Source organism: Chitinophaga sp. 01L420 (assembly GCF_056399985.1).
The window spans coordinates 119,744-132,545 of record NZ_JBFTSK010000019.1 but is presented as its reverse complement, the minus strand read 5'-3'; the positions used below and the strand labels follow the sequence as shown (position 1 = coordinate 132,545).

Below are 12,802 nucleotides of genomic sequence, written 5' to 3'. Positions count from 1 at the left end.
ACAGGGGATGGCAATTTATTGCTATCCCCTTTTTTGTGGGATTACATTAAATTACCAGCTGATAAACATATGAAATGCTGCTCAGATCTCTCATATTATCCGGCGCTATACAGGGATGTTTTCTCATACTACTGTTGAATGCCAAAAGAAAGAATTCAAACACGGATCAGCTGTTGATGGTCTGGTTAGGGATTACGGCGCTGCAACTATTATTCTATTATGATAACCTGTCTGTACAACCGGTGGCTGCTGAATACCTGCAATTATCGGGGTTTTCGCTTCCCTTGCTGAGTGCTCCTGTGCTTTATCTGTATATTTATTCCCTGGCTTTCGGGCCTGCATTTAAATGGCGGCGAACGTGGGCGCATGTATTGCCTTATCTGCTATTCAACGGAGTGATTGCGGGTTTGGTGAGCATGCATCCTGATAATGTGCATGCGGCTAATGGGTTCCTGCATTTTGGAACAAATGTACCTGATTGGCTGGCGGAGACTTTAAATATGTTGCTGGCCATTGTTCCGGGAACCTATGCAATATTGAGCCTGCGGGTATTACTGCGGTATCAGCGATCGTTACCGGATAGCTATTCCTATACGGAAGAAGTGAATCTGAATTGGCTGAAGTGGGTAGTTACTTCTTTACTTATAGAGTTTGTGGTGTTATTTCTCCTCATCAGGTTTGGCGTGCATACCGGGCTGCTGACTTATTCTTATTTGTTTGCCGTGGTAGGAAGTGTCCTGGCGGCATACATTTTCTTTATCGGTTATTTTGGCTTACGGCAGACCGTGATTTTTACCAATATACCGGAAGCAACCGGGAGTGGTGCTGCGTCCAGCTATAAAAACTCCGGTCTGAATGAAACGATGGCAGCCGGGCTGTTTGATAAACTGAAGCAGCATATGGACGAGCACAAACCTTATTTAGAAGAGGATCTGAGTCTGGCGACCCTGGCAGACCAATTAGAAATGACCAGTAACCAACTATCGCAGGTGATCAATCAGCAGGCGGCGGTCAACTTCTTTACCTTCATCAACAGCTATCGGGTGGCAGCCGTCAAAGAGCGGTTAAAGGATCCTGCTTACGCACATTACGCTATTATTGATATCGGATATGATTGCGGGTTCCGGTCAAAATCGTCATTTAATAAAATTTTTAAGGAGATGGTGGGTATTACACCGTCTCAATACCAGAAATCCTGAAAACTTCCGTATTTACTGGTCCATCCCTACCTTGCAGGACCCCGGAGCGGGTTAAAAACCTTTCATTTGTATCATCTTCTCATTAAAAAAAGATGACGATGGAAGTATTACATCAGGCCAATATTTTGGTGCATATCGGGAGCGGCACGGCCGCCTTATTAACGGGTATTATGACGTTAATTGCCAGAAAGGGAGGCCAGTTTCACCGGTGGTTGGGAAAAGTATTCCTGTGGCTTTTAGTTATCGTGATCATCACCGGTTTGCTGGGTGTCTTCGTTTTTGGCAGAAATACATTTTTGTTGTTGATCACGGTGCTAAGCGGGTATATGGGTTTTTCCGGTTACCGTGTCTTACAAACTAAATCCAACCGGGCGAAGTTATTGGACGTAGGTATTGCCTTACTGGCAGTAGCAACGGTGCTGTATGTGCTGTATTATTTCAGGTCTATGGGCATGATATGGGCGCCGGTAGTGATGTACAGCAGTGTAGGATACCTGGTTTTTATAGTGACCTGGGATTTTGCCCGGTACCTGATTCCTGCCGCTGCGTATACCAACGCTAGCATATGGCTGTACGAGCATATTTTAAAAATGGTCAGCGCTTTCAGTGGATTGCTTTCAGCTTTTTCCGGTACTGTTTTATCGCAGTACCAGCCACATAGCCAATACTTGCCTTCGCTATTATGTTTCCTGGTAGCGATAGGATTTATGGTGAGCTGTTATAGAAAGAAGTCCGCCTAAACCTTGCTGAGCCGGAACGATGTTATGGTAAATCTACCACACCCACTTTAGCGGCCCAGGCGTTATAATCCTGTTGCAGTTCGGCCACTTTGGCCGGGTTTTGTGGGGCGATATTATGCGTTTCGGATCGGTCTTTTTCCATATCATACAATTCCCATACCTCCCCTTTTTCGGCTACCAGTTTCCATTTTCCTTTCCTCACAGCACGACTGCCCTCATGTTCCCAGCACAGGGCGGTATGGTCTTTAAACGGTTTATTGTGAAAGGCGTTGTAAAGAGAAGTACCCTGTAATGGGGTAAGTTTTCGCCGATGGAAGGAAGCAGGATAAGGGATGCCGGCTGCACTTAAGCAGGTAGGCATAATATCTATCACATGCGCCACCTGGTGATTGACGGTACCAGGTTTAATCACACCGGGAAAGTAAGCGATGAAAGGAGTGGAGATGCCACCTTCATGCGTATTTTTTTTGAATCCCCGGAAAGGCGTATTACTTACCGTACCCCAGGGAATTTCATAGCTGTCGATAGACGTTACGGAACCAGGCATACCGGATTGCTGGATCACATAGTCCCAGTTTTTCACATCATCAGCGCTGCCGCCATTGTCAGACAGAAAAAGAATAAGCGTATTGTCGTCCTGGTGAATAGCTTTGAGTTTATCGAGCAATCGACCTATTTCCCTGTCCATGCGGTCTATCATGGCGGCATAAATGGCCATCCTGGTATCCTGTCTGTCTTTCTCTGCATCAGATAAGGTATTCCATGCCGGTATCTTCGTTAGTTTGGAAGATAGCAGCCACTCTTTTTTTATCAGTCCGGTAGCGATCAGCTTTTCGTACCTGCTTTGTCGTAAGCTATCCCAGCCACTGATGTATTTTCCTTTGTAGCGGGCAATGTCTTCGGGCAGGGCCTGTATGGGCCAGTGTGGCGCATTATACGCTACATAGAGGAAGAACGGATTCAATTTATTTTTTTGTTCTTCCAGCGCTTCCACCGCAAAGTTGGTAATCGCCTGTGTTAAATAAAGAGAAGTATCTTCTCTGACCACTTCTTTATTATTCAACAGGAAGGTTACTTTTCTGCCATCGTTATACAAAGGCTTTGAATTGAAATAATTGCTCCCATTGTTCTGCAGGGTAAAGGATTTGTCGAAGCCCCGGTTGCCCGCCCAGGCAGCAGGTACTAATCCTACATGCCATTTGCCGGAGATGATAGTGGAATAGCCAGCCGTTTTTAGTAATTCTGCAATGGTAGCGCAGCTATCGTTCAGGTAGCCCTGGTAAGCGGGGTAACCTCTATCCTGTACCATATCGCCTACGCCTGCCTGATGGGGATATAAGCCTGTCAGCAAAGCCGCTCTGGAAGGGCAGCACCTGCCGGCATTATAAAACTGGTTCATCACCAGGCCACCTTTTGCCAGCTTGTCCAAGTGAGGCGTATGGATTTCCGAGCCAAAGCAACCCAGATCAGAAAAGCCCATGTCGTCCGCCAGTATGACAATGATATTGGGTTTCTTTTGCGCATGAATGGATGCTGAAGTCAGTAGCAGACCAATGAATAAAAGGGCAAGTACTTTGGTTATTTTATTTGCGTTGTCCATCTGCATTTTAAATATATTTATCTCCGCTGCATTTTACTAAAAGCTAAAAGCTAATGGCTAAAAGCTGACGTTATTATTCTACTAAATTAGTAGAGTAATAGGGATAAAACAACTCCTTTCGGAAAACAGGTGATCTTTTGTTACCTTGAAGCCCTAACAACCAAAATAGTATCCAGGCATTATTAGCAGATGGGGTGGGCAAGGGTGATATGATTTAATATTATAACTTGCAGCCTGTTATCAGATCGATGTGCCCTTTAGTGTTCCACTATGAATATTTGCTCACATAAAGCCCTTCTCATTTTTGGGGCAGTGATATTTTTTTTCGCAGGCAATTGTTTACCTGTCAGATCGCAAGGCCTGGTCTTCTCTTCCTTTGAGCAGGTACAGGAGAAAAGGACATCGCTCATGCTGCATGGGAATGAACCGTTTTGTCTGGATGGCAGCTTCGGCTTATCGTTTAACTTTACTTTCTTCCCCGATCGCAGTGTTTATTATGGATACCTGGTGAGATTGATTAACAATCCTCAGCAGCATATAGATCTTATCTACAATCATAAAGACAGGAAATTCAATATTATTTTCGGCGATACCTTTGCCCATCTTGATTTTCAGTTGGACAGCGCTGCGCTATTTCATCGCTGGAACAGTTGTTCCCTGCAGTATGATCAGCAGGTGTTGGCGTTGATGGTGAATGGGAAGTCTTGTGGCAGTACGAAAATAAACCTGGAAGATCAGTGTTTCCGGATTTTTTTTGGTGCCTGTCAGCTGCATAATTTTAAAACCACGGATCTCCCACCCATGCAGTTAAAGGAGGTGTCGTTGTTTAAAGACAAGCAACTGTTTGCTTACTGGCCACTGAATGAGCTGAGCGGAAAAACTGCGGTAGACAGTATCCATGGCAAAGTAGCCACTGTCAATAATCCGGTGTGGGGTACGCCGTTGCACCAGCAATGGCAACTGTTACAGGTACTAACGGTGAAGGGTAATGGTAGTTATACTTTTGATCCTTCGGAAGAAGAAATACACGCCGTGGGTATCGACAGCATCTATCATTTTCTCATGCGTGATAAGGTAATGCGGTCCGAAGCGCTTATCAGACCCGTATATCTTTCCGCCGGATTTCAGGCTATCTACCATCCCGGTGATCGTATCTTATACAGTATTCATATCGACCAGCGGCAACTGTCGGGTTATATGCCGGGCAACCGCAACTGGGACATGTCATTTGATTCAGTAGACATCACCGAATACTGGCAAACGAATAAGTTTATTAACAGCAGTGAAAACGCCTTATATATTCTGGGTGGCTATGGGCAGTTGAAATATAAAAACCTGGTACAGCGCTATGGATTTGCCACCCGGAAATGGGAGATCGTGAACGTGCAGCAAACTGATTATAAGCCAAGATACCTGGCAGCACTGGGTGTGTCACATGGAGGCGATACCGCGTATATCCTTGGTGGTTATGGCAGCGGTACCGGAGAGCAGATGCTCAACCCTACCTACTATTACGACCTGCTGCAGTTTGATGTGAAACGTAAAAGTATTAAGAAGCTGTTCAATTTACGGGAACCCGCGGAGCCATTTGTATTTGCGTCTTCTATGGTCATCGATACCACCGATCATAGTTACTATGCCCTGATGTTTCCAAACGACCGGTTTAAATCACGGCTGCAACTGATCAAAGGTTCGCTGTTGCGCCCGGAGTATCAGCTGGCGGCCGATACTATTCCCTATGCTTTCCTCGACAACCGCTCCGGGGTGGATTTGTTCTATTGCCCGCGGAGCAACCAGTTGGTAGCTATAACGCAGATAACAGACAGAGATAAGTCCACTGAAATAAGGATCTATTCCCTGGCCTTTCCTCCCGGACAGTTGTCATTGACGCCTGGGGGTAATAAAGCAGGTATGGAGATGAAATGGTGGCTGTTACTCCTGGCCGTCACCGGCGTGGTGGGAGTGCTCATATATTATATATATAAGCGGAAGCCGCAAAGAAAAGTGATACCTGTTGTCGTAAAAGAAGAAGCGTCCGTGGTACACGTACGGGCGCCAGCACCGGGAGTCACTGCCGCTGCTGAAGATGGATGGCCCGACCGGTCAGAGAATAAAGCAGCGTTGTTGTTATTCGGCGAATTCCAGGTGATCGACAAAGACAAAAATTCGTTGACACATTTGTTTTCACCCTTGCTCAAAGAAATGTTCCTGTTGATTCTCATACATACCGAATGGTCAGGCAAGGGCATCTCTTCCGAAAAATTATATGAGCTGCTCTGGCATGATAAGTCGGAAAGGGATGCGCGGAATAACCGCTCTGTTAACATGGTGAAACTAAAAGGCATACTGGAAAAGTTGGGTAGCGGTGTAATTCTACGGGAAGAGGGCAGGTGGAAAATGCAATACGATCCGGCATTGTTGTGGATAGACCTCGCCGATTTCAGTTGGCTGGTAAAGTCGGGGGCGCTGGGACCAGAACGTTTAACTGCCTTATTGAAAATAGTCAAAGAAGGTACCTTTCTGTATCGCACAGAATACGCCTGGCTGGAAGATATTAAATCTGAAATTTCCTCGAAAGCACTGGATGTACTATTGATGGCCATAGATGAGTTACCCGCCACCACATCTCCGGAAACTTATATAGAAATAGCGAATGCCATTTTCGTTTTTGATCCTATCCACGAAGTAGCCCTCCGGATAAAATGTAAAAGTCTCGTTCAGCAGGGCCGGCTTTCTCTTGCCCGGTCTGTTTATGAAAAGTTCTGCAAAGATTACCTCCATATGTATGGAGAAGCATTTGTTTTGAACTTCCAGGAAATCATCTCCTGATCTTCCTTTTTTCTTCTTTTTAAAAAAAATCTACCGATTAACGACGCATTAATGCGATCGTTAATGGATTTATTAGCGTGTAGATCATTGATTTGCAGTATTATTTATTTTTTTTCAGCGATGCGCTTCGTTACTGTATTCCACGATCTGAAAGATGTCCTTTCCTATCCATCTTTTCATGGTAGCAGCCGTTTTTTCTGAAAAAGTTCCACGATTCCCGTTTCTTTTTTAAACCATTAATTATCAATCAATGATGAAATTCTGCTTGCCAGTCTTGCTCTTGTTCTGTTGTACGCAGGCAATGGCGCAGCGAACCCTTATCAGGGGGAAGGCTACTGATGACAAAAACAATCCCTTACCAGGTGTTAGTATTATGGTTAAAGATACCCGCAATGGCGTGGCCACATCTGAAGACGGTACTTTCGCCATTTATGTCAATGAGCCACAGAAAACTATTTTACGGGCAACCATGACTGGTTATGAAAGCCAGGAAATTACCCTTAACGGGAAAACAGCCGTACAGTTTTCGTTAAGGACATCCGCCATTAATTTAAAAAATGTGATTGTATCCGGTGCACTTGGTTTGAACCGGCAAAAAAAATCAATTGGTTATTCCTCACAATCCGTCAACCCGGATAATCTTACGGAAGCCAGGGACCTGAACATCGTAAACGGTTTAGCCGGTAAGGTAGCAGGCTTACAGGTGACTACCAATGGGCAGCCAGGATCTTCCAGCAGGGTGGTGATCCGCGGGGAAAACTCGATGACTCAGAACAACCAGCCATTGTGGGTAGTGGATGGGGTACCCATTAACAACGATATGGGCGAAAATTCGGCAGATGATAAACTGGATTTTGGAAATGGCGCTGCCGATCTGAATCCGGATGATGTGGAATCCATCACGGTGCTACAGGGACCTAATGCTGCGGCCCTTTATGGGTCAAGAGCCGCCAACGGGGCCATCCTCGTGGTGACTAAAAAAGGTAAGATAGAAGACGCCAACCTGGGTATCGCAATTAATCAGAATACGATAATCAATAGCATCACACAGTTTCCCGCCTATCAGAATGTATATGGGGAAGGGGGCAACGGCTTCCTGGTGGGAAATGGCAACAACATTGTGCCGGGTACCGGCGCGGTGCGCATGGGTACCAATGGCGCTACCTGGGGCATGCCTATGTTAGGACAACCTTACAACGACTTTAACGGTAAGCCTATACCAGGTGGCTACTCGCCACAACCCAGCAATGTGACCTCCTTTTATAAACCCAGTGTCACCAATGCTTCCGGTATTTCTATCAGCAAGGCCGATGCGCTTTCTGCCTTCCGTTTGTCTTATACTTTTACCAACAGCGATGATGTATTGAAGAACCAGAATATTATCAAGCGGCATAACCTGGCATTGACCGCCAGCCGTAAGCTGGGAAATATCATCAACATTGATACAAGAATAACGTATACCAACCAGGGTACAAAGAACCGTACCTATCGCAACCTGGACGCATCGAGTCCTATGTCGGCCTACGTGTATATGCCCCGCAGCTTAAATATCGATGCACTTACACCGTGGGCAGATGCGAATGGTAACTCTGTTACCTATGGCTCGGTGAACAATACAGAAAATCCTATGTGGATGTTATATGAAAATCAGAATGAAGATACCCGCAACAGGATTCTGGGAGGTATAACGGCTACGGCTAAACTGACCAGTCACCTGAGTTTCCGTTTGCAGGCATCTACTGATATCGCTTTTGCCAGCTTTTATCAGTATAAGGAGCTGGGTGGACTGAAAACACCGCTGGGATATTATTCCAATTCTTCTCAGAACAACCAGATGTGGGATTACCAGGGAATGTTCATGTATAATAATAAGCTAAGCAAATCCATTACGCTGACAGCCAACGCCGGCGCGGAATACGTGACTGTCAATAATCTCAACAGAGGCGCAAATATTTCTTCCCTGTTGGTACATGATATGCCGAGTATTCAAAACAGTAACGCGTTTCCCTTCGCTTTTGAATCCAACGTACGGTCTAATGTGCAATCGATTTACGGTAGTGCTACGGTTGGATTCAGGGACTTCCTGTTTTTCGATGTTACTGCCCGCAACGACTGGTCATCCACCTTACCGGTAGCCAACAGTTCTTTTTTCTATCCATCCCTGAGTGGAAGTTTTATTTTCTCCAACTTCTTACCTAAAACCAGTATTCTGAATTATGGTAAGCTGAGAGCTTCTGTTGCCCAGGTAGGTAATGCAGCACCACCACAATCGCTGATCACTACTTACTCCTATGGTGGCTTGTTTCAGGGCTTTCCTTACCTGAGCTATGGCTCCGGCAACCAACTGAATAACAACGCACTGAAACCGGAAAAAACGTTCTCCCGCGAAGCGGGGGTGGAGCTGGCCTTCTTTCAAAGCCGGTTACAGGTAACCACCAACGTATATCAGTCTAACACCACTAATCAGATCATCAAAGCGCAGATCCCTACGGAAACAGGTTTTTCTACCCGTGTGATGAACGCTGGTGAAATGAGGAACAGAGGGTTGGAAGTATCTGTAAATGCGGTAGCGTTGCAAACGAAGAAGCTGCGTTGGAATGTATTGGCCAACTGGTCAATGAACCGTAATACCGTGCTTTCCCTGGCGCCGGGTATTAATAAACTGGCCCTTGGTACCACATTGGGTGCTACTGTCAATGCTATTGTGGGTCAGCCTTACGGACAACTGACGGGTAATGCCCCTTATAAAAGCCACGACACTATCCTGGTGAATCCTTCCAATGGCAGAACGATTGCCGATCCGAATGTGCTGCTGGGTAATTTTCATCCTGACTGGATTGGATCATTGGGGTCCAACTTTAAATATGGTGCCTTTGATTTATCGTTTTTATTTACCGTGAAATGGGGTGGCATTCTTTATTCCGCTTCCTATGGCCGCGCCAACTTTGCCGGCAATACCATCGCCAGTTTGTATGGCAGGGATGAATGGCTGATGAGCAATGTAATACTGGGAGAGAACGATCAGGAACGTATGGGCGTAGGACAGGCCACCAGTACAGGTAACACGGCTTACCAGGATGGGGACAGACCTAAAGGCGCCAGGTATAACGAAGCCTATTTCCCTTTGGTAGATAAACAAGGAAAATATATTCTCGATAAAGATGGTCGTATGCAACCGGGTGTAAAAAGCAGCATCTGGATGAATCCCACCACCTACAATTCGGATATGGTGGTAAACAATACGCCTGCCATTACTTATAACGCTTCCAACATTAAACTCAGTGAACTGATATTCGGCTATACTATTCCGGCAAGGATCATCAAGGGCACGCCTTTTAAAAGCACCCGCCTGGCCTTTGTAGGCAGAAACCTGTGGACACTTTTTAAACATACGCCGCAGGGTATAGATCCGGAAGCCGCTAATACAACGGGTAATGCCCAGGGTATTGAGTCTGGTGGATCTTTCCCTTATGCGATTTATGGATTTGACCTGAAAGTAACTTTTTAAATGAGTAACATGAAAGCAGTTGTTATATTTTCTTTTATCGTGATGATGTGTTGGGGTTGTACAAAAGATTTTACCCGTCTCAACACCGATCCTACACAGTTTACAAAAGCCACACCGGAAGCCGGCATTCTGGCGGCCGTAAAAAACCTGAATACCCAGATGGCGAATCACAATACCAGCAAATACTGGGATCTGGGCCATTTGCTTTGCCAGCAGAGCAACCGGTATGATGTAACGGACGCCGGTTTATGGCAAACCATGTATCAGGGTGTGCTCGGGAATCTGCAACAGATAGAGCTGAATTATGGAAACGATTCCGCCTTTAATAACCGGGTGCAGATAGCCCGGATAGTGAAAGCCTATGCATATTCTATCCTGGCAGGTAACTATGGCCCGGTGCCGTTAACACAGGCCAATGATCCGGAACATCTTTCCGCTATCGAATTCGATGGTGAAGACGCCATATACAGTTATGTACTGACTACCTTAAAAGATGCAGCAGGTAAAATAAAACCTGCCGGTGATAAAATGGCCTATGATGTTATTTACAACGGGAACCTGCAGAACTGGGTGAAGTTTGCAAATACCCTGCGGTTAAAGATAGCGCTGCAGTGCACGAAAAATCTGGGTAGCGTAGCCACGGATCATATCCGGGAGGTGATGTCGTCAGAAGCAGCCACCATCAGTAACGAAATGGAAACCGCGAAGATGAGTTTTGAAAATGTGAATGGAAATGAAAATCCTTACTTCGTAAAGTATATCAAAGGCAATGGCTACTTTCCCTACAATCCTACGGCTACGGGGCAGGCGCCCAAGCTGAGTGAATATATGCTCACACTTTTCAGGTCGTACAGTGATCCAAGATTATCTGTTTATTATGATACCGTACCATTAGCTAATCGCTTTTTGGTAACAGATACCCTTACGAGTGACCTGGACGATTCGCTGAGGGTGGTGACTTATCCTATACCTTACCTCGGACAGCCTAAAGCAGGTACCAAACTGGCCGGCTGGACTAATCTTGCCGGACTTGCAGATGTGGTAGGTGGTGCGGACATCAAGGCTTATTCAAATGCTAATCCGATCATCTTTCAGCCGAACCGGCCCTTTATTATGTTGTCTTTTTCCGAATCATTTTTCCTGAAAGCCGAAGCGGCCAAACTGGGCTATGGTGGGGCTATGGCGCCGGAGCAATATTACTATGCAGGTATCGATGCCAACTTTGCTTACTGGGGTATCAACAGCGCCCTGCGGGATGCTTACAAAGCAAGAGATGGTATTAAATGGGGGACCAGAGGGAAAGGATTTAATAATTACCTGAGCCTTGTCAACACCGATATTCCGCAGGATGATAATTACAAAATATGGACACAACGCTGGTTGAATTATTTCCCGGATGGCGGCTTTGATTGCTGGGCCCTGGAACGTAGAACATGGGTGTTTAACCTGCCACCACATACCAATCCCGGTGGAAATGCCACGTACTCGCCTAATCCAACATATTCCGATATTCCTGGCAGAATGTCTTACCCGGTATCTGTGGTGAATCTTAATCCTGTTGGTTACCAGAGTGCATTACAAGCCTTAGGTACTACCCGTGTAGATGATTACGACATTTACCAGGAGCTGCATTTTGCAAAACACCGCGAAATTCCTGATTGGGCCGGCGCCAATGCTACCTACGATTATGCTTTCCTGCGGAAATGGTATGGTACCACTATTCAGTCGCTGGACGCAGCTGCCGCTGCCAACGGTTTCAGATATGGTGTTTCCCTGACTTATCGCCCATAAAACAATGTAACCATGAAACGTTTTAATATACTTTTTGCTGCTGCGGTGTGCCTGTTGTTATACGCATGTAAGAAAGACATGACAGGACCGTCTGTAGATGATAATGTGCTGAATTATAAAATAAATGAAATACCTGTCACACAGGATTATGTGGTAGGTGCTTTTTATTACAGCTTTGGTGGCTGGAATGGCGTCATTAAAGAAGTGCCGGTAGTGGGCACTTATAGTTATCCCAGCGGTGTGCCCACTGCGGGCGTAATGGCAAAGCATATCGGTTTCGGTAAAAAAGCGGGACTGGATTATTTTGTTTTTTCTTTCCGTTCGCCGCTCAGAGATGCCAACAATTTCAAATCAGATTCCACCGTGATCCGTTCTTTTATCAATGCTGATGGCGAAGGCAACATGAAGTTTGCCATGATGTACAATTTCTCTACCGGATCATACGGTGTCAGCGCTGCCAATCCGCTGGAAAAAGACAAGGTAAAGCTGGAGCAGTTCTTTCAGGACTTCAGCAGGGCGGTACCTTATATGAAAGATGCCAACTACATGAAAATTGATGGTAAGCCGCTGATCTATATTCAGAACGCACAGGTGCTGTATTCAGATAATAACAAAGCGATTTATGATACCCTCAGGAATCGTTTGAATGCACAAGGTATCCAGGTTTACATTGTAGGGATGCAGGATCGCTGGACACCGCCGGCGCGCTACGCCATTCGCTTCAAAGGATGTGTAGATGCCATCTATCATCAGTCATTCAGTTCACAGCCCAGCAACTGGGATCGCTGGTATGTACTGCCGCAGGCGATAGATCAGAACTGGAAATATTCCAAAGAATATTTTGCGCAGAATTTCGGCGCGGACTATGTACCGAATATTACGCCGGCATATAACTGGCTCATAGGCAACCCTACCAGTACCAATCCAAACTATCTGCGTTCAGATAGTGGTGCTTTATTCAGGCAGTTGTGTAATGTGGCTAAAATGAATGCCAGCAGTAAAACAAGAATGGTGATGGTGGATGCATTTAATAACTGGCAGGAAGATATGCAGCTGGAGCCAGCGCAGAGCTACGGGGAAGTATATCTCAACATCGTTAAACAACAATTTAAAAAATAACCCTGGATACCTATAG

The 12,802-nt window shown here is 45.7% G+C and carries 7 protein-coding genes; 6 read left to right on the top strand and 1 reads right to left on the bottom strand.

All coding sequences use genetic code 11. From position 1 onward, the window contains the following. The first annotated feature begins 74 nt into the window (after nucleotides 1-74). Both AC1DP6_RS19155 and AC1DP6_RS19150 read left to right on the top strand, forming a co-directional pair. Nucleotides 75-1,199, top strand: a complete 1,125-nt coding sequence (locus AC1DP6_RS19155; protein ID WP_477056265.1) for a helix-turn-helix domain-containing protein — start codon at nucleotides 75-77, stop codon at nucleotides 1,197-1,199. 98 nt (nucleotides 1,200-1,297) lie between these two features. Next, a complete protein-coding gene (locus tag AC1DP6_RS19150; RefSeq protein WP_477056264.1) occupies nucleotides 1,298-1,939 on the top strand; it encodes a DUF2306 domain-containing protein in 642 nt (213 codons plus the stop codon). Between the two features lie 22 nt (nucleotides 1,940-1,961). On the opposite strand, the gene AC1DP6_RS19145 is transcribed toward AC1DP6_RS19150, so the two are convergent. After that, nucleotides 1,962-3,539 (bottom strand): arylsulfatase, encoded by a 1,578-nt coding sequence (locus tag AC1DP6_RS19145; protein ID WP_477056263.1) that lies wholly within the window; start codon nucleotides 3,537-3,539, stop codon nucleotides 1,962-1,964. Between the two features lie 312 nt (nucleotides 3,540-3,851). Here AC1DP6_RS19145 and AC1DP6_RS19140 point away from each other — a divergent pair, with 312 nt between their 5' ends. The 4 genes from AC1DP6_RS19140 to AC1DP6_RS19125 all read left to right on the top strand — a co-directional run bounded on the left by AC1DP6_RS19140 (nucleotide 3,852) and on the right by AC1DP6_RS19125 (nucleotide 12,786). After that, complete coding sequence (locus AC1DP6_RS19140) at nucleotides 3,852-6,368, top strand: AfsR/SARP family transcriptional regulator (protein ID WP_477056262.1); 2,517 nt, start codon at nucleotides 3,852-3,854, stop codon at nucleotides 6,366-6,368. Between the two features lie 250 nt (nucleotides 6,369-6,618). Beyond that, on the top strand, nucleotides 6,619-9,876 hold the full coding sequence (locus AC1DP6_RS19135) for a SusC/RagA family TonB-linked outer membrane protein (RefSeq protein ID WP_477056261.1): 3,258 nt from the start codon (nucleotides 6,619-6,621) through the stop codon (nucleotides 9,874-9,876). Nucleotides 9,877-9,885: 9 nt separating this feature from the next. Beyond that, nucleotides 9,886-11,667: a SusD/RagB family nutrient-binding outer membrane lipoprotein gene (locus tag AC1DP6_RS19130; protein ID WP_477056260.1), complete on the top strand. Its 1,782-nt coding sequence runs from the start codon at nucleotides 9,886-9,888 to the stop codon at nucleotides 11,665-11,667. A 12-nt stretch (nucleotides 11,668-11,679) separates the two neighbouring features. Further along, a complete protein-coding gene (locus AC1DP6_RS19125) occupies nucleotides 11,680-12,786 on the top strand; it encodes a glycoside hydrolase family 99-like domain-containing protein (RefSeq protein WP_477056259.1) in 1,107 nt (368 codons plus the stop codon). The last annotated feature ends 16 nt before the right edge of the window (nucleotides 12,787-12,802 follow it).